Annotated in this window: 17 protein-coding genes, 1 tRNA gene and 1 rRNA gene; 7 read left to right on the plus strand and 12 right to left on the minus strand. The window is 57.2% G+C overall.

Annotated elements, in window-relative coordinates:
* Positions 1-4: 4 nt before the first annotated feature.
* Positions 5-119 (plus strand): 5S ribosomal RNA (gene rrf, locus KUV52_RS07585).
* A 361-nt stretch (positions 120-480) separates the two neighbouring features.
* Positions 481-557: transfer RNA gene (locus KUV52_RS07590), tRNA-Trp, on the plus strand.
* 384 nt (positions 558-941) lie between these two features.
* On the opposite strand, the gene KUV52_RS07595 is transcribed toward KUV52_RS07590, so the two are convergent.
* The 7 genes from KUV52_RS07595 to KUV52_RS07625 form a co-directional block, all read right to left on the minus strand.
* Positions 942-1,985 carry an inorganic phosphate transporter gene (locus KUV52_RS07595; protein ID WP_222525348.1) on the minus strand — a complete coding sequence of 348 codons (1,044 nt, stop codon included), beginning with the start codon at positions 1,983-1,985 and terminating at the stop codon, positions 942-944.
* A 10-nt stretch (positions 1,986-1,995) separates the two neighbouring features.
* Entirely contained in the window at positions 1,996-2,664 is a 669-nt protein-coding gene (locus KUV52_RS07600) for a DUF47 domain-containing protein (RefSeq protein ID WP_222525349.1), read from the minus strand.
* Between the two features lie 74 nt (positions 2,665-2,738).
* Positions 2,739-3,563: a hypothetical protein gene (locus KUV52_RS07605; protein ID WP_222525350.1), complete on the minus strand. Its 825-nt coding sequence runs from the start codon at positions 3,561-3,563 to the stop codon at positions 2,739-2,741.
* 12 nt (positions 3,564-3,575) lie between these two features.
* A complete protein-coding gene (locus tag KUV52_RS07610) occupies positions 3,576-4,952 on the minus strand; it encodes an OprO/OprP family phosphate-selective porin (protein ID WP_222525351.1) in 1,377 nt (458 codons plus the stop codon).
* Positions 4,953-5,176: 224 nt separating this feature from the next.
* Positions 5,177-6,439: a hypothetical protein gene (locus KUV52_RS07615; RefSeq protein WP_222525352.1), complete on the minus strand. Its 1,263-nt coding sequence runs from the start codon at positions 6,437-6,439 to the stop codon at positions 5,177-5,179.
* A gap of 49 nt (positions 6,440-6,488) precedes the next feature.
* Positions 6,489-6,959, minus strand: coding sequence for a CYTH domain-containing protein (locus KUV52_RS07620; protein ID WP_222525353.1), 471 nt, complete (start codon positions 6,957-6,959; stop codon positions 6,489-6,491).
* Between the two features lie 10 nt (positions 6,960-6,969).
* A complete protein-coding gene (locus KUV52_RS07625; RefSeq protein ID WP_222525354.1) occupies positions 6,970-7,605 on the minus strand; it encodes a hypothetical protein in 636 nt (211 codons plus the stop codon).
* Between the two features lie 330 nt (positions 7,606-7,935).
* Between KUV52_RS07625 and KUV52_RS07630 the strand changes: the two genes are divergently transcribed.
* Both KUV52_RS07630 and KUV52_RS07635 read left to right on the plus strand, forming a co-directional pair.
* Entirely contained in the window at positions 7,936-9,612 is a 1,677-nt protein-coding gene (locus tag KUV52_RS07630; protein ID WP_222525355.1) for an SLC13 family permease, read from the plus strand.
* A 29-nt stretch (positions 9,613-9,641) separates the two neighbouring features.
* The gene (locus tag KUV52_RS07635; RefSeq protein WP_222525356.1) at positions 9,642-10,679 is read left to right on the plus strand and encodes a helix-turn-helix domain-containing protein; all 1,038 of its coding nucleotides are present in this window, start codon (positions 9,642-9,644) and stop codon (positions 10,677-10,679) included.
* 75 nt (positions 10,680-10,754) lie between these two features.
* Here KUV52_RS07635 and glsA read toward each other — a convergent pair whose 3' ends face one another.
* From glsA to KUV52_RS07650, 3 genes are read right to left on the minus strand one after another with little or no spacing between them, the layout of a single operon-like run.
* Positions 10,755-11,693: a glutaminase A gene (gene glsA, locus KUV52_RS07640; RefSeq protein ID WP_261389941.1), complete on the minus strand. Its 939-nt coding sequence runs from the start codon at positions 11,691-11,693 to the stop codon at positions 10,755-10,757.
* 5 nt (positions 11,694-11,698) lie between these two features.
* Positions 11,699-13,165 carry a putative glutamine/gamma-aminobutyrate antiporter GadC gene (gene gadC, locus KUV52_RS07645; RefSeq protein WP_222525357.1) on the minus strand — a complete coding sequence of 489 codons (1,467 nt, stop codon included), beginning with the start codon at positions 13,163-13,165 and terminating at the stop codon, positions 11,699-11,701.
* A gap of 54 nt (positions 13,166-13,219) precedes the next feature.
* Positions 13,220-14,620: a glutamate decarboxylase gene (locus tag KUV52_RS07650; protein WP_222525358.1), complete on the minus strand. Its 1,401-nt coding sequence runs from the start codon at positions 14,618-14,620 to the stop codon at positions 13,220-13,222.
* A gap of 264 nt (positions 14,621-14,884) precedes the next feature.
* Between KUV52_RS07650 and KUV52_RS07655 the strand changes: the two genes are divergently transcribed.
* The 3 genes from KUV52_RS07655 to KUV52_RS07665 are packed head-to-tail and all read left to right on the plus strand — an operon-like array spanning position 14,885 to position 19,820.
* The gene (locus tag KUV52_RS07655; RefSeq protein ID WP_222525359.1) at positions 14,885-16,483 is read left to right on the plus strand and encodes an arylsulfatase; all 1,599 of its coding nucleotides are present in this window, start codon (positions 14,885-14,887) and stop codon (positions 16,481-16,483) included.
* Between the two features lie 60 nt (positions 16,484-16,543).
* On the plus strand, positions 16,544-17,521 hold the full coding sequence (locus KUV52_RS07660; protein WP_222525360.1) for an HAD family hydrolase: 978 nt from the start codon (positions 16,544-16,546) through the stop codon (positions 17,519-17,521).
* Positions 17,522-17,576: 55 nt separating this feature from the next.
* Positions 17,577-19,820, plus strand: coding sequence for a tetratricopeptide repeat protein (locus KUV52_RS07665; protein ID WP_315900172.1), 2,244 nt, complete (start codon positions 17,577-17,579; stop codon positions 19,818-19,820).
* Positions 19,821-19,830: 10 nt separating this feature from the next.
* Here KUV52_RS07665 and KUV52_RS07670 read toward each other — a convergent pair whose 3' ends face one another.
* Together KUV52_RS07670 and KUV52_RS07675 are read right to left on the minus strand one after the other, a co-directional pair.
* On the minus strand, positions 19,831-20,463 hold the full coding sequence (locus KUV52_RS07670) for a c-type cytochrome (protein WP_222525361.1): 633 nt from the start codon (positions 20,461-20,463) through the stop codon (positions 19,831-19,833).
* A complete protein-coding gene (locus KUV52_RS07675) occupies positions 20,463-21,773 on the minus strand; it encodes a molybdopterin-dependent oxidoreductase (RefSeq protein ID WP_222525362.1) in 1,311 nt (436 codons plus the stop codon). Before KUV52_RS07675 ends, KUV52_RS07670 begins: the two co-directional genes overlap by 1 nt.
* Positions 21,774-21,791: the final 18 nt, after the last annotated feature.

The following is a 21,791-nucleotide window of genomic DNA, read 5'->3' on the forward strand; positions in this document are numbered from 1 at the left end:
TTTGCCTGGTGGCAATAGCGTTGTGGTCCCACCTGATCCCATGCCGAACTCAGAAGTGAAACGCAACCGCGCCGATGGTAGTGTGGGAGTTCCCATGCGAGAGTAGGTCACCGCCAGGCTCCTAATTTGAACGAACCCCGTCTCGAAAGAGGCGGGGTTTTTTCGTATTTACAGCGTGCCACTTCTGCACGGTGTAAGAGTGCAAAAGGGCGTGGCTGTAAGCTGACTTTTGTACGATGGACCAAGGCACTCTGAGTTCCATGGTGCTGGTTGTTCGCTGAATTGTGATGGAGCCGCAAGCCCCCTCGGAGGGCCGTCTAACCAACGCTTTGAGGGCATTATTCAGTATCGAACGGGCTGAACTGGTGTGATGTTGAATGGCAATTCATCGAACAGGGTAATTAGTCGCCAAACGGATCTTTCAGGGCGAAAAAGCCCTTTACCTTTCACTGCGCTTCCGTATAATTCACCTCGTTCGCTAGGGGCATAGCTCCAATTGGTAGAGCACCGGATTCCAAATCCGGGTGTTGGGGGTTCGAGTCCCTCTGCCCCTGCCATCTCTAGCGAAGAAAGCCCGCTTTTTAAGCGGGCTTTTTTTGTGCCTGTTCGCTGCTGCTTCCACCCTTTTCCCTCTTTGCAAACTCGCCAATCGAGGCAGAACGATAGGTTTCCTGGCGGCGCTCCAGAGACTCGCTAAGCCCTTGCCCCGATCTCTTAGAGTGATTGATGTGGAACCTTTCCAGGAAACGCTACAAGGCCTCAGAGTCGCTATTCAGCGTAGGTTGCCTTGCTTTGCCGTTGGGGCTTTTTATGCGGCTGAAGCGTTACTGCCCGGAGGAGAGAAGCAGGGCAGTGCGGTCGATGCCAATCTAGGGGCTTTGCCTTCATCGACGCCGCTGCTGCACTGCCAGGGTGAGTGACGCAGCCTCTTTCTTTGCGGTTTAAACCACGGGAACGAGAAAGATGTTCTGCACGAAGTGGAGAATGAGCATGCTTCCTAAGGCTGAAAGTAAAGGGGTTATCAGCCAACCCACCACCACTCGACCCAATGTGCGCCACTGGATGGGGAGGCCCTTGAGGATACCGATTCCAACCACTGCACCAATTACGGCCTGGGAGCTGGATACCGGCACCAGGGGTATGGCGGGTAGCCCGAGATTTTGTACGGCGTCAGACAGGCTTTGAGACGAGAAGAGGAATAACACCAGGGAGTGGGCCATAACGACAACCCAGGCGGCAATCGGTGTCATGGGGATCAGGCTGTTGCCCACCGTCATCATCACTTTTTTGGAATAGGTGAAGACACCCACTCCAATGGCAATGCCACCGGCGAGAAAGAGTTGCATGGTCGGGCTGAATTCAAGGCCAAACCACACGCTCTGTTCAAGCGGAGTACTGGGCACAAACACGCCCATGACGTTGGCGATGTTATTGGCGCCAAGTGCGTAGGAGCCAAAGGCTCCGGCCAACAACAAGCCAAAGCGGGTCCAGTTGTCCAGGGCGAACAGACCTGGCCGTAATCGTGAGATGATCCAGCTGGTCATCTGGTACAGGGCGATGGCGGTAAAGAACGCGATGATGGGACACAGTACCCAGGTGGAGAGGATTTTACTCAGGACTTTGGGATCGGTGCTGGTGTGGCTGAAGAGGTTCCAACCGATAATGGCACCCACAATCGCTTGTCCTGTGGATACCGGCAGGCCCCATTTGGTCATCAGGTAGACCGTCAGCGCTGCGGTAAGCGCAACGGTAAAGGCGCCCCCGATGGCCGAGATGCTGCCCAAGCTGCCCAGGGTGTGGCTGGCGCCGGCTCCGCTGATTACGGCTCCCAACACCACCATCAGTGAGCAGACCGCCGCGGCAGTGGTAAAGCGAATCATCCTTGAGCCAACAGCGGTACCAAAGACGTTGGCGGCGTCATTGGCGCCAAGCGACCATCCTAGAAACAGACCACTGGAGAGAAAAATTACGATACTGATGTCCATACTCTTCCCCTTACAGCATGCGTTTCAGGGTGAAGATGGATATCCGGTCACTGACATCTTCGGCGATGCTGGCCAGGTCATCGATGCGGTCGAAGAAGTAGCGTAATTGCACTTTGCAGGTGAGGGGCAGGTCGGTGGCAAACAGCAGTGTCTTGGCCTGGTTGCAGATCTCGTTGGTGTCACTTTCGAAAAGGATCACCTTCTGGTGGTACTCCCGCACACGTTGCAGGTCGCTGAAGAAACTGCGCGCGCACAAGACGGTGTGGTCCAGTGTTTTCCCTACCAATTCCAGTAACTCATACAGGCTGTCATGGACCTCTTCAGGGACCGTTGGCTGTTCGATCTTCAGGTGGATGCCGATGGTCTCCTGTTGATTGATCAGCTTATCGATAAGTTCTATGAGCAGGGCGACATCGGACCGGAGGTCCGGAATCAGGGTGCGGGCATAAAGCCGATTGTCGATCTCCCGGCGTAAGCGGTCGGCGTTGCTCTCGATGGCACGAAGCTCAGCCAGGGTGGTTTCAAAATCCTGACCCTGGCCGCCCTGGGTCAGGTAGATGTGCCACAGGCGCACAAACTTATGATGAGAGAGCGTGACCTGATCCAGGAATTCGTAAACCAGCGTTTCGGTACTTTGGCTCTGGTTGAGCAGGGAACGCACTTTGGTAAACCAGCGCATGGCACCTCCTTGTTGCGTAGACAGATATGCGGGGGAGAGGATTAAGGGGCCTGAGCAGGCCCCTTAGGGCTTACTTAATTAAAGTTACTTGAGATGCTGTAAGTTGCATTGGTTTTGGAACCAACGTGTCCGTCGGACAGGCCCGTGGCCTGGACTTCCGTCTTCAGGTGTTGATACAGGGCATCCAGGCTGCTGCGATCGCTGGTCTGCCCTTTGAATGAGATCTCCGCCAGGCTCATCCGAGGGCGACGGTAGTATGGGGTCCAGACCTGGAACTCCACTTCGGCATTACCATACTGGCTGTTGGCAACGTCACCTTCCCACTCGTAAGTGCGCATGACCACGGTTTGCTGCAGCGTTTCCTGATGGGTGGTCATCAAGTCCTTAACCACGGCCCAGGCATTGGGATCACGCTGGATGTGGGCGATGACGGTGACGATGTCCACCTCTTTGACATTGATGTCGGCAGGAGAAAAGGGGATGTCATAGCTGACACTGTACTTATCCTGGCCATTGATGTGGTCAATCTCCGCCTTGGTATAGCCACTGAGTTCGCCAAAGCCAGAAGGGTCTGCTGCACGCAGCTTAACGGTGATCTTGCTCTTCTTAGGTTTGGTGACGTGCTCTCTGACCCGGATGGAGACGCTGTGCGCTTTCAGTGCCCGGTCCTGAGTGTCCAGGTAGGTCACCAGCTTCTCGGATACTTCATCGTCCCACTCGATGAAATCGTAGGTTTGCTTGAAGCTGTCGGTCAGGGTATCGGTAGCGTATGGCAGGGTCTTGCCGGTGTCGGCACCGATGGCGTACTCAATATTGTCGAAGTCCCCTTTTGACAGGGCGTAGGCCTGGCCAGAAAGGCAGAGTGCAATGACACTCAGCAGCAATTTGTTGGGTCTCATGATCTTCTCTCCTTAGAACGCAAACTGGATTCGGGCCTGAACGATATTGGTATCCTGGCTGGTGAATTCCGTGCCATCGATGGCCTCGTAGCTCTTGGGATAGTCCGCCTCGGCGTAGACGTAGTTCAGTTGGGCTTTGAGGTTACGCTCCAGGTACCAGTTCAGGCCCAATACATAATTGGTCATGTCGCCACCGTACTTGAGCACATCGGTAGCAAAGTTGGCCTGGTCATAGCGCAGAGCAACCTCCCATGCCCCCCAGCCCCCCTGAGAAACGGCATGCTTGGGCTTTGGAGAGCGCAGTTTGCCTTTTTTGTAGCTCCAGCTTTCTCCGGTGATAACCCAGGAGCCGGACAAGTACCAGGCGTCTACATCCACATTGTCGGTCTCGACGGCGTCAGCCGAGGAGGCGATGTATTCGGATTGGACCATCAAGTTTTGATACTGATAGATGAACTCGGCGCCATAGCTCTGACTGCTTTTCGCAGCAAACTTGCCGGTGTCGACCATTCGACCGGTGGCTTTGGTGCCCGGACGAGCCCGGTAGCGCATCTCAAGATATTGATCCTGGTCGCGATCCAGGCCGGTATACAGATAACTGGCACCGACACTCAGGAAGTGCAGATTGTTATTGATTGGCGTTGCAGTCAGGCGGGCGTTATAGGTCAGCACCTCATCGTGATAGATCGATTCATTCTCATCCAGCTCGCCATCCTCGATGACCAGCTCAACCTCCTCGACCGTTTTGGCATCCCAGCCCAAGCCGGTTTGCAGCATCCACTGGTTGCCGATATAGCGGTACTGAACACCCAGGGCACGTTCGGGAGCAAAAGCATCCGTCGGCGCACGCTCCATAAACAACAGGTTGGCGGAGCTGCCGGTGCTTTCCAGGCCGAAGGCGTACTTCTGGTAGCCAATGGTCAGCTTGCTGTTCTCCCAGCCTTCGTAACCGATGTTGGCGTCTTTGATGTCGACTTCGTTGTCGGCAAAATCGATTTCGATTTCGTATTCCCAGTCACGGGCAAACTGACCTTCAATGCCAAAGCGCAGGCGACGAATGGAGGTCGTGTTGAAGGCTTCATTGTAATCATTGAGCTTCTTGCCGGTGTATAGCTCCCCGGCATGGACGGCATCGGCCTGAATGCGCGCCTTGAACTCCAGACTGGCGCGACCATCTCGCGACACCAGTTCCGGAGACGCTTCGCCCTTACTGAACTTGACCCGGTCAGTGTGTTTGGCGGCATCACGGGCGTCGATCACTTCCATTTCCAGGATCTCGATACGCTCCTGCAGTTCCTTTAAAGCCTCTTGATCCGCTGCCAGGGTGGCTGAAGAAGTCAGCGCGATTGTAATACCCAAGGCCAGGGTGGAAGGGCGCATGCGTTTCATAAGTACCTCCTCCTATGGAGTCTGTTTTTGTTGGCAATATGCTAATTGCCTTTAGTCCTGTTGTTAGGGTACCGATCGGTCAGGAAGATATCGTGATCGCGGTCAATAAATCTCAACTAAATCTGACAGTTTGTGGTTTTATAAAAAGGCGGCTGATCGGCATGTTGGTGCCGCCCAAAGGTTTGGGTTGAACGCTGAACGGAAGTGCTCTGTGGTGCCCGAGATTAAGTGGCTATTGGCTGGATCCGGTGAATTCCTTGTCGGCTTACGTCAAGTCGGTAGGTTGATAGGGCTGTCTCTTGATTGTTTCGACTCTCAATCGCCAGATAGAGACTGCTGATCTGTTCCACCCGGTATTTACGGATTTGCTTGTCTTCGTATTGCAGAATGGTATCGCTGCGTGAGGGCAGAAGTCGTAACTGGGGGCTGAGATTTAGTGTCAGATTTTCAATGAACAAGTTTGGGGTTTCTGAAGCGCTGGGACGCTGCCGGTAGCGACGCCGGTAGTACCAGGTCGCTGCGATGCGGTTTCGCTCTGCCGTGGGCAGTTTGGCCAGTACCGTGGAAGACAGGTGCGCCATTCTTTTTCCGGCCCGTTGGAAAAAGGTGTCTTTGACCTCAACCAGAAAGTGGCTTCGCTGGTAGAAACGATAGTGGTGCTGGTGGAAGCGGCTGTGGAACAGGTCGACGAGTTGGTGGCGTCCCACCTCTTTGATGCGGTCCTTGAAGATGTAAGAGAGCACCAGGGAAAAGAAAAAGGGGGTGGAGAAATTGCCAAAGGCTTGTTGTGTGGCGAAGGCTATCGCGGTCGCAAACGCCATTGCGACGGCAGCTGAGAAACCGAGAATGGCCTGTTCCTGCCATATCGGTCCCCCCATTGGCTTCCGGATAAGCTGGTAGGGGCGCTCGATCAGTTTTTGGCTCAGGCTCAGTCGAGCCATTAGCCGCTCTCTTCCGGATTCATCCTGACGTTCCAGCGTCACCCCCAGGCGCTCTGCATAGCGCCTGATAAAACGAAAACCGCGCTTAAAGCGGTGCTTTTCCTCCCTTCTGAGTCCTTTGAGCTGAACATTCAGCAGAGCCTGATGGTAATGAAACAGCACCAGATGGCGGGCCAGCATCAACTGTTTGCGGGATTTGGGCTCGGTAACCAGGGTGCTCAGTCGGCACAGTTGAAGCACCAGACCGTGGTAATCCAGCAGTGCAGCGCCTTCCACCAGCCGAATCAGGCGCTGCAGGCCAGTGACCAGACTGGCCAGAGTTTGACGAAAGTGCTCGGGATTGGACTGAGCCAGCGCTGGCAGAGCGCGGCAGTGTTGGCGCAAGCTTTGCCGGGTGACAGGATGCTGTGGTATCAGTTGGCTTTGATGCAACTGATTCTGATAGAAGCGTTCAGCGCTAAATGACTCGCCGTCGTTGACCATGGAACCGGGAAACAGCAGCTGCATTTTCCACTGAGCCTGCCGGGTCGTCGGGAGTAAAGTCACCTGCAGGTCCAAATGGTAGCGGTCAACTATCGACGGCGAGATCATCGCTTTACCACTTGCTATAGGGCTGCTTCATCAGCATCGAGTTGTAGTAGCGCGCATCGCCGGTGACCTCCTCTCCAAGCCACTCCGGCCGGGAAACCGCTTGTTCTTCGGATTCCAGTTCAACTTCGGCCACCACCAACCCTTCGTTATCTCCGTAAAACTCATCCACCTCAAACTGCAGCGCGCCGTGGTCTACCAGGTAACGGGTCTTGTCGATCACGCCTGGCTCGCACAGTGCCATCAATGCTTTTGCATCTTCTAGCGGGATCTCTCTTTCCCACTCGTAACGGCTGGCGCCGGACGCGTTGCCAATCCCTTTGATGGTAAGGAACCCTTTATCCCCTTTAACGCGCACGCGCACGGTGCGCTCGGGGACACTGCAGAGGTAGCCCTGAGTGATGCGAGTCAGCTTGTGAGCATCCTGCTTATAACCGTCACCGGACACCCGATATTTACGTTCAATTTCCACACTCATGTCGGGCTCCTCAGTTCGCCAACGGTTTGTTGCTCATGCCAATAACGCGCTTAATCGCTTCGAGATAATTGATGTTTTCGACCCCCACTAGCTTGAGGTCCTCAATGGTCTTAAGGATCTCTTCCACTTCGGTGGATTCCGAGTTGACGCTCACGATCCGGGCACCGTTAACCAGAACATTGGCCACCTCACAGATGGTGTTGTTGACCATGTAGCCAAAGCGCTCCTTATGGATGCGAACGGCTTGCAGCTCCGGCTGGGCATCGATCAGCGCCAGAAATTCATCGAGGGTGTAGCTTTCCTGATCCAGCGGGGGGCAGGGCACCATAAAGGCGGGGAACACATCCGCTTCCAACTGGGCGGCAGGGATTGGGAATTCGGCTTTGAGCTTGGGATCCCACTGTTCGAGTCCGTCCTGGCGCTGGACAAAGGTTTTAATGTCCATCTTGCCGTCCCGGATCTTGGTGTTATTCACATCGTTGGTGCGGGAGACAATGTAAATCTCGTCGCTGTGACGGCACCAAACCTTTTCCGGGACCGGCACGGAAAGGCGGGCCATGCGCTCAGCCGCTTCGCTGAAGCTCTGACCAAATGTGCGGAATTCGAATCTGGGTTTGGAGATTTCGCCGATCTTGAGTTCGCTCATAGGGGGGTCCTTGTGTGATGTCACGTACATTTCTTTAACGGCCTGTTTGCCTGAAATTCATGCTACGCCGACAACCAGGAAAAAGTATGACCAAAGTCAAATTATCTCAAATTAGTTCAAACCAATTCTGACATGCTGTTGTTTCTTGTGACTAGATTGACTGAATAAAAACTATAAAAAACAATGCAATGCACTCCTTGGTGGGACGAAAATAAAAATTGCGTTTGTTTGATTTTGTTTGCATTTGAGTTTTCTTGATCTGAGTCGAGATTTTCTCGTTTTCCAGATGCTAACCTGCCGCTATCAACGCGTTAAAAAGGATGCAGCACAATGGGTGGCGTAAGTGGTGTGAGCGTGGTTCAACAGGGAGGGGCGGCACAGAGCGCTTTGGATAATACCCGGGCCAAAGAGGCGTCCGCGGCGCCGACTGACGACCTTCTCGATATGGCCCGTTACCGAATGGAACATCTGCCCGAGAGGGTTAAATCTCCATTTGAGCAGGGGCTGGAGCGTTATGGGTTGTTGGTTGCTGTGCTGGCATTCTGCTGGCTGTATTTTGGTCCGGTTCCAGGATTTTTGCAGCAGATTGACCCGGGGGTGCTGGGCAAAACCGCTTACCAGCATTGGCAGGAGGTGGGCGCCGAACAGTTTCAGCTGCACTCGGTTGCGATGCTCGCGATTTTCACGACTGCCGTCATCTTGTGGATCAGTGAGGCCCTGCCCAATTACTTGACATCCCTTATTGTCATCATCGCCATGGTGTTGTGCGGCGTACTGCCGGAGCGGGTTGCTTATGCGAATCTGGGCCATCCCATCATGTGGCTCAATATTCTCTCCTTTATCCTGGCTTCCATGCTGGTTACCACCGGAGCGGCGAAGCGATTTGCGCTCTGGTTTATCTGCCGCTTCGGCACCCAGGCCACCCCGATCTTTTACAGCTTTATGGTGATCAACCTGGTGTTGTCGGCCTTTATCTCCGCCACCACCGCCAAAGCGGCCATCCTGATGCCGATTTTTATGGTGATTGCGGCGGTCTACGGCGCGACAGGTGGTGAAAACCGTAATAACTTCGGGCGAAATCTGGTGCTGCAGAACCTCCTGCAGATCAACCTGTGTGCGGGAGCCTTTGTCACGGGTTCCGGTGCCAACTTGCTGGCTGCCAGCCTGATCGCCGGTGCCATTGGCGGCAGCTTCTTTTTTGCTGACTGGATGATCGTCGCTGCGCCTATTGCGATCTGCATGATCTTTATCGGCTGGTTGCTGGGCACACGGGTGTTTTTCCCACTGGCTCCGGAAGAGCGCTTGCCTCACATTGAGGGGGGCATGGAGCGTCTGAAAGCGGAGTTGGACGCAATGGGGCCGGTAAAGACCAGTGAGATTCGGGCCCTGATCATCTTTATTACCATCCTGGCGCTTTGGGCTACGGACCGTTATCACGGCGTCAGCGCGACGGCGGTTGCATTCCTGGGCGCGATCATCGCCTTGTCCCCCCGGATTGGGGTCGTCAACTGGAACCAGGTGGACATTCCCTGGCACCTTTTGATGTTCTCAGCCGGGGCTTATACCTTGGGGGCAGGCTTTAAGCAGACTGACATGCCGAACCTGGTGGTCAATGCAGGCCTTGAGTGGTTTGGCATGGGTGATGAAACGCCGTTTTGGGTGTTCTACATCAGTTTGACCGGGTTGATGCTGTTAAGCTCTCTGGTATTCCAGTCCAAGACCATGCGGACCATGCTGTTTGTGCCTATCGCTATCGGTATCGCACAGCGATTTGGTTACCCGGTCATGAGCCTGGCTCTCCCCGTTGCGTTGCTGATCGAGCATGTCTATGTACTGCCCTTTAACAGTAAGCCCGCGCTGCTGTTATACAGCACGGATCACTACAGCCTTACTGACACTTTTAAGTTTGGTTTCAGTATGTTAATGATTGGTTGGGTGGCGAGCGTTGTGCTTGGCGAAACGTGGTTCCGTTGGTTGGGATACACGCCCAATGGGGTTTTCTGGTAGCCCCCGTGGTTTTAGGATAAATCGCATTTATGTCGAAGAAAGACGCAGAGATCCGGAGCAAGCTCGCGCTGCTGCAGTTGGTAGAGGAACTGGGCAGCGTCAGCAAGGCTTGCGAGATCATGGGCTACAGCCGGGACAGCTACTACCGCTTCAAAAAGCAGTTTGACGAAGCCGGCCCGCAAGGGCTGAAAAACCTGTCCAAGAAGCGCTCAGTGATGAAGAACCGCCTGGCACCGGAAGTGGAAGCTCAGGTGATTGAGATCGCACTGGATTACCCCAACTATGGCCAGTCCCGGGTTGCTGAGTTGCTGACGGCCCGAGGCTGCATCATTTCACCTAGCGGTGTCCGCTCTGTGTGGCTGCGCCACAATCTCGAAACTAAGAAAAATCGTCTTCTGGCTTTGCAGAATCAGTTGGCTCAGCGGGCCGAGCTGGATGGGGCCAGTCGAGACAAGATGGAGATGGTTCATCGACTGACTCAGGATATGGGGGAGTTGGAGTGTCAGTATCCGGGCGAGCTTTGGGTGCAGGATACCTTCGCCATTAACACCAACGGCGGATTGGGCACCCTGTACCAGCACACCTTTATTGATGCCTACACGCAGTTGGCTTTTGTCCGCCTCAGTGCTGACAAGGATGCCCGTGCCGCTCAGCAGTTTTTGCATGAAGGCGCCGTGCCCTGGTGCCACACTCTCAATCTGCCAATCGATACGATCCTGACCGATAAAGGGGCGGAATTCTTTGGCCCTCAAAGCGGCCCCTATCAGACGATGATTGCTGAGCTGGGTTGCAAGCACATCCATATGCGGGCCTACAACGGACCGGTGGTCAACGGTCTGGCAGCACGCTTCCAGTCCCTGATGAACAATGAGTTCTATGCTCCGCTATTCAAAAGCAGCCGGGTTGAGGAGATTGCGACATTGCAGGCCAAGCTTGATCAATGGCTGAGCGACTACAACCAATCTTTTGCGGTGTCCGGGCGTTACACACTGGGGAAAGCGCCGATGCAGACCTTACAAGTCAGCCGTCACCTGATTCCACAACATTGTGGTGGTCTGAACGACTAGCTCTTACCGCAGGGCCAAACGTCCTCCAAGAAAGCCCGCTTTTTAAGCGGGCTTTTTTTGTACCGGTTCGGTGGCTTAACGATGGGCAAACACGCTCAGCCCCAGCGCCCTGGCAAAGTGAGAAACGGCCGCTACGCCACGGACACTGTTTCCCGCTTCATCCAGTGGGGGTGAAAAGGCCGCGACGGCCAGCCGCCCGGGCGCCACGGCCAGCAGACCACCGCCTACCCCACTTTTTCCGGGTAGCCCGACCTGGTAGGCAAAATCCCCCGAGCTGGTATACAGCCCTTCCATCATCATTTCGGCAAGAACCGGTTGAACGTGCTTCTCCGCCAATACCCGTTCCTGCGTCACGGGGTTAACGCCTCCATTTGCCAGACAAGCCCCCATGGTGGCCAGATCGACCGCGCTCACCAGAGTGGAGCATTGGCGCGTGTAGATGTCGACGGCTTCCATCGGATCGCTGTAACAGGCGCCTGCAGAGTACAGCAGCCAGGCGATGGCGCGATTGTGGAAGTTTGTCGTTTGCTCCGACTGATTGACCTCGTCCGACAGTGGGATTGCACGTCCAGCAAACCGCGATTGGGTGTTAAGAATGGCGTTCCAGCGGCGGTCCGGTGTCTCGCCCTCCACCAGGCTGGCTGTGGCGATGGCACCCGCATTCACCAGGGGGGAGAGCGGTTTGCCGCCATGCAGTTCCAACGCTATCACTGAGTTAAAGGGGAGCCCGGTAGGGTCCGCTCCCACCTTTTGCTGAACCCCGTCAGCGCCAATCTGGTCAATGACGTTGCAAAGGGTAAAGACCTTGGATATCGACTCAATAGCAAACCGGTAATCCGCGTCGCCCATTGAGGCTACCTGGCCATCTACCGTCACCACCGCAAGCCCCAAAAGATCGGAGGGCACTGAAGCCAGGTAGGGGATGTAGCTGGCATTAACACCACCAGAGACTGTACCGGCAAATCTCAGGGCATCGGTCATGGCATCTGAGATGGCATTCATCGATATCAGCATGCGCTCTACTCCTTTGGCTCCCAACTGAAGGGCTCAAATTTGGCGCCCGGCATGCGCCAATGGGGGCGTCGCAACGCATAGATGATCAAGGGGATGGCCACGAAGAAGAGTGTTCCGCCGATCAGCAGCCCCACAAAGGTGGCCGGGCTGCCCACTGATATCTGTGCCGGAGGGATAAAGGAAACCAGGAACGCCAGCAGGGCAGCGAGAAAACCGAGCCCGCCGAAAAACCACATCCCGACTTTGCCACCGGGCACGCTGTAGGGACGGGGGCGGTCCGGCTGAGAGTGGCGCAGGTAGATGGCCGCAGCAAACATCAGCAGGTACATCACCAGATAGAGGATCACGGTTAACTGGCTCAGGATCTGGTAAGCCGCTTCAACCGATGGCAGTACCACAAACATCAGACCCAGAATCGTCACCAGTACCGCCTGAAGCACCATCAATGTGACCGGAGCACCATGTGAGTTGGTCTTCTGCAGGAACGGCGGAAGGTAGCCGGCGCGGCCCACCTCCAGCAGACCGGCGGAAGGCCCGGCGACCCAGACCGTAACGCCGCCCAGTACACCAAAAGCCAACATCGCAGCGATGATGGAGCCTGCCCAGGGGACGCCAAAGAACTGGAAGAAATCGTCGTAGGAAACCAGCAGGCTCTGCACCAGGTTGATCTGGGCTTTGGGAATGATGATGGCGATCGCCAGGGTGCCAAGCACAAACACTGCCACGGTGGCGATGGAGGAGATCATGATCGCCAGGGGGTAGTTGCGGGTCGGGTTATCCACCTCACCCACATGGATGGCGTTCATCTCCATGCCGGCATAGAACAGGAAGATGGATGCCGCTAACACCAGATTGTTGAAGTTGCTGAGGTCGGGTACCAGATCACCAGCTTTTAGCGCGATCTCGGAATGGCCGGTCATGGCGTAGTAGGTCAGGCCCATCACAATCAGAATCCCGGCGGGAAGAATGGTGCCAATCAGGCCTCCCCACTTGGCGACCGGGGCGAAGGCCTTGGCCCCAAACAGACCGATAGCCGTGGCCAGCCAGTAAACCCCAACCACAATCGCCACGGTGTAGTACTGATTGGCGGCCAGAGCCTGGTCCCAACTCTGGTCCGGGCCGATAAAGGCGAGCGACACGGCCGCAAAGGTCAGTACGGTGGGAAACCAGATGGTGACCTCGATCCAGAGCATCGCCATGGCGAGAAACGCGATGCGGGGACCAAACGCCTCCCCCACCCAGCGGAATACGCCGCCTTTCTGAGGCCAGGTGGTGGCCAGTTCTGCGGCAACAATGGCTACGGGGATCAGGAAGAACACGGCGGCAAACAGGTAATAGAACGCGGAGCTGACGCCATATTCCGCTTCGGCGGGTAAACCTCGCAAACTGACGACGGCGGTGATGTTCATCACCGCGAGCGTCATTACCGACAGCTTAACGGTTTGGCTGGTCGATTGAGATGAGCCTGACATACGCCCTCCCTCAACGGGTTGCGAATGGTGGCGGCGTACCGCCACTGAGGTGACTTAACCGTGCGTGAAGGAACCCCTTTCGCTCTGGGTAAGAGGCACCTGAACCGGGCGCTTCTGAAAATGCTCAATGGCGCGACGGATGTCGTCCATCAACAGGCTGGCCAGATCCATATCCACCCCCTGACGCACCATCACGCGCATCACTGCAATGTCTGAAGCCTCACCTGACAGCTGGAATGCTGGCACTTGCCAGCCACGCTCTAACAGCTTGGCAGAGAGGTCATAGAGGCTGAAGGGCAGGGTCTCGCCCTCCCGAACCCGGAAGCAGACCGCCGGGATACCCTGCTTCGGATCCCCGGTATTGATGAACTCAAAGAGACCAAAGCGATTCAACTCGTTTGCCAGGTATTGGGCCACCTGATAGCACGCATCCTGAACCCGTTTATAGCCATCAAATCCAAGCCGGTTAAACAGGTAATACTGCGCCACTACCTGACCGGCAGGGCGGGAGAAGTTGATGGCAAAGGTGCCCACCTGCCCACCCAAATAGGGGACGGAGAAGATCAGGTCCTCAGGCAACTCAGCTTTGTCCCGCCATACGATCCAACCCACGCCAAGCGGAGCCAGCCCATACTTGTGCCCCGAGGTGCTGATCGATTTGACCCGGGGTAAACGAAAATCCCAAACAATGTCCGGTGTGCAGAATGGGGCTAGAAAGCCGCCGGACGCCGCATCCACATGCAGGTCGATATCCAGCCCGGTTTGTTGCTGCAGCAGGTCTAACGCATCGGACAAGGGTTTTACCTGCTCGTAGTGGCCGGTGTAGGTCACGCCAAAGGTGGGGACAACGCAGATGGTGTTCTCATCCACCGCCTCCAGCATGCGCTCCACATCCATCCCAAAATTGCCCGGCTTCATTGGGATCTGGCGCATCTCAATGTCCCAGTAGCGGCAGAACTTCACCCAGCAGATCTGGACCGGACCGCACACAAGATTCGGCTTGTCCGTTGGCTTTCCTTGCGCTTTACGGCGAGCACGCCAACGCCACTTCGCTGCCATCCCACCCAGCATGCAGGCCTCTGAAGAGCCAACCGTCGACGTACCGAGGGAGTTGGCGAGATCGGGCGCGTTCCACAGGTCCGCCAACATGTGAGCACAGCGGATCTCCAGCTCAGCCGTTTGCGGGTATTCGCTCTTGTCGATCATATTCCGGTCTATCGCCTGATCCAGGATACGGTGCACCTCGTCCTCCTCCCAGGTCTGGCAGAAGGTCGCCAGGTTCTGGCGAGGGTTGCCATCCAGATAGAGCTCATCTTCCACCAGTTGGAGAATGTCCCGGGGAGACTGCTCCTCCGGAGGAAACTTGTACTTAGGGAGCGGCTTGGCGGTGTCTCGGGCCGCAAAGGTGGTGTCATTCAACTTATGACGAATGTCATCTCTGGAAATCAGGGACATAGAAATTCTCCTGTTGCTCTGAGGAGGCCTGAGCCGCAGGGGCAAATGGAAGTGACGGGTGGCAAGTCACCGGTGCGGGACCTGCCAGCGGCAAAAATCAGAGGCCAGACGGAGAATTAAGAAAAGTCGCCCGAGCCTGGATTGTCAACGTGCCTGATAAGGGGGCAGCCGGACGGCCCATCCTCTATCTGTCCTATACTCCAACAGCACGTTCGTGCGCTTACTTGAAAATCCCCCACTCTCAACCTGCAAGGAGACCTGTCAATGGAACCCAAAGCGGCGTTTGTAGACCGGGCTTGGCGCTTTGCCAGCCTGGCAGTTTTGCTGATTGTGGCCACCTTTTACTCTCTTTTAGTTCAGGCCGACGAGGCTGGAGCGAAACCCAATATTTTGGTGCTTTGGGGTGATGACATAGGCCAGACCAATTTGTCGGTGTATTCACATGGGTTGATGGGTTACCAAACCCCCAATATCGACAGCATCGCGGAACAAGGCATGATGTTCACCGATTACTACGGTGAGCAGTCCTGTACTGCGGGGCGCTCTTCGTTTATCACCGGACAAAGTGTGTTTCGGACGGGGCTATCCAAAGTGGGGATGCCTGGCGCTAAGGAGGGGTTGAGCACAGAAGATCCGACCCTGGCGGTTCTGCTCAAGGCGGAAGGTTATGCCACTGGCCAGTTTGGCAAGAATCACCTGGGGGACCGGGATGAGCATCTGCCAACCAACCACGGTTTTGATGAGTTCTTTGGCAACCTTTACCACCTGAATGCCGAGGAGGAGCCGGAGCTGCCGGACTACCCCGGTGATATGAAAATGGCGGATGGCAAAACCTTCCGCGAAACTTTTGGTCCCCGAGGCGTGATTCACTCCTACGCCGATGGACGCATCGAAGATACCGGCCCGCTGACCCGCAAACGGATGGAAACCATCGACGACGAAACCGCGGCGGCCGCTCTCGAGTTTATTGAGCGCGAAACCAAACAGGGAAAACCCTGGTTTGTTTGGTGGAACGCCACCCGGATGCACTTCCGTACCCATGTGAAGGAGGAATTGCGTGGGATCTCGGGTCAGGACGAGTATGCCGACGGCATGGTCGAACATGATCGACACATTGGCCTGTTCCTGGAGAAGCTTAATCAGCTTGGGATTGCGGATAACACCATCGTGTTTTACTCCACCGACAACGGCCCTCATATGAACACCTGGCCGGATGCGGGGATGACGCCGTTCCGGGGAGAAAAGAACACCAACTGGGAAGGGGGCTGGCGCGTACCAGCGATGGTGCGTTGGCCCGGGAAAATCGAAGAAGGCTCGGTCTCTAACGCCATCATGCACCACATGGACTGGATCCCCACCTTCCTGGCGGCGGCGGGCAACGACGACATCAAGTCTGCGCTGGTGAAAGGGGGCGTTAAGTCGATCGGGCGCAGTTACAAGGTGCACCTGGACGGGTATAACTTCCTGCCCTACCTGACCGGCCAGTCAGAGTCCTCGCCACGCCATGAGATCTTCTACTTCTCCGATGATGGTGATCTGACGGCACTGCGCTATGACGACTGGAAGCTGCTGTTTATGGAGCAGCGCTCTCCCGGCACGCTGGAGGTCTGGGCCAATCCCTTTACGCCGCTGCGGGTGCCTCTCATCTTTAACCTGCGTCGGGACCCCTTCGAGCGGGCCCAGATCACCTCCAACACCTACTATGACTGGCTGCTGGATCACGCCTTTATGCTGGTGCCGGCACAAGCCTACGTTGGCAGCTTCCTGGCGACATTCGAGGAATTTCCACCCCGGATGAAAGCCGCCAGTTTCAGTCTGGATAAGGTGATGGAGAAACTGGAGACATCCGGAACTTCACAATAAACGGCATGGTGCTTCCCGCCTTTCTTTTGGGGAGGCGGGGAGCGTCCGGGAGAACCTGAAATGACCATGATGATTGGACGGGTCGTTGCCGGGGTGGTGATGCTCTGGCTTGCCTGTTCGGCGTGGGCTGATCCTCTGCCCTCCTGGCGAAGCGGCCCGGTGAAAACAACCATCACTGAGTTTGTGGAGACCACAACAACACCGGGAGACCCTAACTACCTGCCGGAATCTGAACGGGTAGCGGTGTTTGATAACGATGGCACCCTATGGGCAGAGCAGCCCTTCTACGTCCAGTTCGCCTATGCCATGGAGCGCGCCCGCAACGCGGAACCGGGCACACTCAGTGAGCCGTTGGCCAAAGCACTGAAAGCGGGCGATGTGGGGGCGATCATGGAGAGTGGTGCGGACAGTCTGATTGAGCTTCTGGCGGTCAGCCACGCCAATCTCTCAGTCGACGAGTTCCAATTGGATGTAGCGCGCTGGTTGTCGCAAGCCCGCCACCCCGAGACCGGGCTGCCCTATACCAGAATGGCTTACCAACCGATGTTGGAGCTGTTGCGCTATCTGAGGGACCGGCGCTACCGGGTCTACATCGTTTCCGGTGGAGGCTCTGACTTTATTCGGGCGTTCTCCAGCGAACTGTATGGGATCCCACCCAACCAGGTGATAGGCAGTCTCGGCAATCTTGAAGCGGTAGAGCTGGATGGGCGGTTGGTGTTGATGAAGCGGCCCGGTATTGCCTGGCTGGACGACGGCTTGAACAAGGCGCTGGCAATCGAGCGTGTGATCGGACAACGGCCGGTATTGGCGGTTGGCAACTCCGATGGTGATTACCCGATGCTGGTATGGACCACTGAAGGGGAGGGGCCAAGGCTTGGCGTACTGGTGCATCACACGGATAAAACGCGGGAGTACGCGTACGACAGAGACAGCCACATCGGCAAGTTGGATAAAGCGTTGGACGAGGTGGAGTCGCGGGGATGGGTCCGTATTGATATGGCCCGGGATTGGGCGCAGATCTACCCTCAGACCCCCTGAACCCGGAATCCGGCAGCGGCTCCGTGAGCGACTGGCGCTGTCGGGACTTATTGCTGTGGTGCTGCTCTGCCCTGGGGCGGTACTGGCGGATGTTCCTGGTGTCGCCTCCGACGCGGCTGGGTACGCGACTGAAGGGACGTGCGACCGCTGCCATCAGCAACAGGCGAACGCCTGGCAGGGCTCGGATCACAGCTGGGCGATGCGTCCCGCTCAGCCGGCTAATGTGCTGGGGGACTTTGAAGGCGCCAAGTTCGAGGAAGCGGGCGTATCAGCCCGCTTTCATCGCAGTGAGCAACGCTATCTGGTTACCCTGAAGGGGCCGGATGAGCCGGAAGCCACCTGGGAGGTGGCCTACACCTTCGGCCACAGGCCTTTGCAGCAATACCTGGTGACGCGCCCCGGTGGCCGCCTTCAGGCGCTGACCCTTGCCTGGGACTCCCGTGACAAAGCGGCGGGGGGACAGCGCTGGTTCTCACTCTATCCGGGGCAATCCTTCTCGGTGGATGACCCGCTGCACTGGCAGGGGCGCTACCAGAACTGGAATGCGATGTGCGCGGACTGCCACTCCACCCATCTTCAGAAAGGCTACCAACCCGATACCGACCAGTTTGCCACCACCTGGCAGGAGTTGAGTGTGGGCTGCCAAAGTTGCCACGGTGCCGGGCAACGACACATCGACTGGGCTGAGGGGCGGTTACCCGATGCCTCAGATGCGCCCGGCTTGCCGGTGGCGCTTGGCGCCCTCTCAGGTCAGCAACTGGCCCAGCAGTGTGCCCGCTGCCACAGTCGCCGGCAGATGCTGGGCGTGGGGCATCAGATGGGGGAACCCCTACTGAACGTGGCCCTGCCAGCGCTGCTGACCGAGGGGTTCTATTACCCGGATGGCCAGATCCAGGGCGAGGTTTATGTGTATGGCTCGTTCTCACAGAGTCGTATGCACCAGATGGGGGTAACCTGCACCGATTGCCATGACCCCCACAGCGGCCAACTGAAGCAGCAGGGCAATGCTCTCTGCACCCAGTGCCACGGCAGCCGCCCGGATCCCCGCTTCGTATCACTGAGGCCTGGCTCCTATGACAGCGAGGCCCATCATCATCATCCGTCGGGCTCTGAAGGGGCCCTGTGCGTCAACTGCCATATGCCGGAAACCACCTACATGGTGGTGGACCCGCGCCGGGACCACAGCTTTCTTATTCCGCGGCCGGACGACAGAGGGGAAACCGGCAGTCCCGACCCCTGTACCGATTGCCATCAGGAGATGAGCCCGGGTGATGCCTCCGAGTGGATTGTCCGTTGGTTTGAGAAAGGGGAACGGCGCCGAAGCGAACGACCCCACTGGGGGCCCGCCTTCAATGCCGCCCGTTCCGGCGATCCTGATGCGCTGGCACTGCTGATTGAGCTGGTTACCGACCAGACTCAGCCGGAGCCGGTACGAGCCACCGCCGTAGCGTCGCTGCCCCTCTACGGCAACGACGCTTTGCCCCATCTTGAAGCGGCGCTTCGCGATCCCTCTGCCTCGGTGCGGGCGGCAGCGGTTCCGATTTTTGCTGAGGCTCCTGAAGCGGTCAAAGTCCGTTTGCTGTTGTCTCTGCTGGATGACCCGATGCTGGCGGTCCGGGATGAGGCACTCAAAGCGCTGGCTGGCACCTCGCCGCAGGGGTTGGGGGAGGCGCAACCGCGCTTTGCACAGCAGCTTGAGGCGTATCATCAGCGGCTCAGGCAGAATGCTGACCTGCCGGGAAATCGGCTGAACCTGGCGGTTCTGGAGGCGCGAATGGGTGATGTCGAGGGGGCGATTGGACACTATGAGGCGGCGCTCAATATGGATCCCTATTTTTTCCCGGCCCGGGTGAACCTGGTGACCTTGCTGAGCCAGCAGGGCAGTGTTGACAGGGTGCGTGCGGTTTTGGACCAGGGTCTGGCGCTGGACGATATCGCCCCTGCCGATCGAGCTCAATTGGCCTATCTCAGAGGGTTGGCTGCGGCTCAGTCCGGAGAATTGGAGCAGGCGAACCGATGGCTGGAGCAGGCGATTGCTCTGCAGCCAGACCACCTGCGCAGTCACTACAACCGGGCACTGATACTGGATCGGCTTGGCCGAAAAGAGGAGGCGCTCGGTGCGTTGCAGCAGGGGTTGCGGCTAGCGCCTCAGGCGCCGGATCTGCTCTACGCTTCGGTCTATCTCAATGCGACCCTGGGGAACCTGCCCCAGGCCCTCTCCGATCTGGCAACGCTGCGTCAGTTACGCCCTGATGATCCTCAATTGGAGCGCCTGGAATCGCAACTGAGAGGACAGTGAACACTCTGGGTCACTCCAGGCCATAGTGTGTGGAGAGGTAGTCGAGTACGCGCCTGAGGTCCTCTTCAGAGAGCGGCGCCATTCCCTGCTCCTCCACCATCCATTCGAGCGTCTCCTGCCAGCTATCCCGGCTCAGTCCCTGCTGAGTCACCAGGTGCAGGGAGTGGCAACCGGAGCAGGCACCGGCGACCAGTTCAACACCTTCGCCAGACTCCAGCGGGTCGAAGCTAATTGGTGGGCCTGGTACCCGGATGGGCTGCCAGTCCGGAGGTGTCGGGTTCTGGCTCGCCAGCCAGGTGATGACCGCCGCTCGGGAAGCAGGCTCGGACAAGCCGGGGAATACCATATTGGTGCCAGGGGCAAACGCGCTGGGGGCCGACAGAAAACGGTCCAGCCGCTCTGCGTCCCATCGGCCTTGGTGCTGCTTCAGCGCGTCACTGTATTGGAACGCCGGGTAGGAGGCGATGTCGCGCTCAGCCAGTCCCCACAGAGGGGGGCCGATGGCCGGTTTGGCGTCGGGCCCGGTCTGATGACAGGCGGTACAGGCCAGAGCCTGCGGGGGGATCGTCTCAGCGAAAGCGAGGTTGCCCCCCCAAAAGAGCAGCCAGAGCGCGGCCAGAGAGCCAAAGGGTGCCTTTTGCATCAGCCCACCATCAGCGCGATTCGGTGGTAACTGTTGTTCAGATACCCTTTGGGGTTCCAGGCGATGGCGAACGGCTGACTGATCCCCTGATCATCGGTCGCTTTGGCCCATATTTCGTAATATCCCGCCTCCGGAAAATCGATTTTGGCGGTGAAGGTCTGCCAGGCGCCCGCATTTACCGGCGGGCTCAACGCCGCTTTTTCCCAGGTGGCACCAAAGTCTTTCGACACTTCAACGCTCGTGACATTGCGATCGCCAGACCAGGCATGTCCCCGAATGGTGGCCTGCTTTCCCGATACCGTGCTGTTGGTCTGGGGAGAGGTGATCAGGGATTTCACCGGCATCCGTTCAATGATCACAAAGTCCTTTTCCGCCACCTTTTCACCCGGGGCTACCGGATGGTTGGGAACGCGGTATGCGGTGCCGGTCATCTTCGGCCCATCGTGCACTTGATCCCGGATCTCGATACGGGTCAGCCATTTTTGGGAGCAGGAGCCGGGCCAGCCGGGCACCACCAGTCGCAACGGGGCGCCATTCATGGGGTGCAAGGGTTCACCATTTTGCTCAAAGGCTACCAGGATGTCTCCGCGCATCGCTTTCTCAATCGGCACGCCACGGGAGATCGGCAGTTTGTCGGGTTGGCCGGAGAGGTGCTTGTCAGCACCATAATGGGCCGTGTAAACCGCATCCGGTTTGACCCCCGCTTTCTTGAGCAGGTCGGAGAGCCGGACGCCGGTCCATTTGGAGCAAGCGACCGCCCCGTAGGTCCATTGATTGCCTTTGGCCTTGGGGTCAAAAAAGGCCCGGCCATTGCCACCACATTCGATCAACAGCGCTTCGGTCACCACATCAAATTCCGACTTGAGCTGCGCCAGAGTCAGGGTCATCGGTTGCTCTACCAGACCGTCGATGGTGAGAGTCCACTTGTCGGCATCCACCTCCGTGGGGGGGAGGCCGTTATTGCGGATAAAGTGTCTGGCGGTCGGGGTGATGTCGTCATCCAGCAGGTGAGGGGGCGTTTCGGCATTGACCGGACGGTCATTCAACACCACTAGGCCATCTTTACCCTCAATCACCATATCTTCCAGCCCCTCGGCGAACGCAGCCGGAATGATCCCCGCCGGCATCGAGCGGTGGAAGGGGATGGCGCCCCCGAGTACTGCCGCCATGGTGGCCAGCCCCGCGCCTTTCAGAAAGCCCCGGCGATCGGGATAACTCTGGCGTCCAAACACCTTTTCATCGGCGTGGTCGGGATCGTTCTGATACAGCTCATACAGCCCTTTTTGCTGGTTGGGTTTGCGATCAGACATGGTGGACCCTCCTGAGAA

It is taken from the genome of Ferrimonas balearica, from assembly GCF_019802055.1.
Classification (GTDB): Bacteria; Pseudomonadota; Gammaproteobacteria; order Enterobacterales; family Shewanellaceae; genus Ferrimonas; species Ferrimonas balearica_A.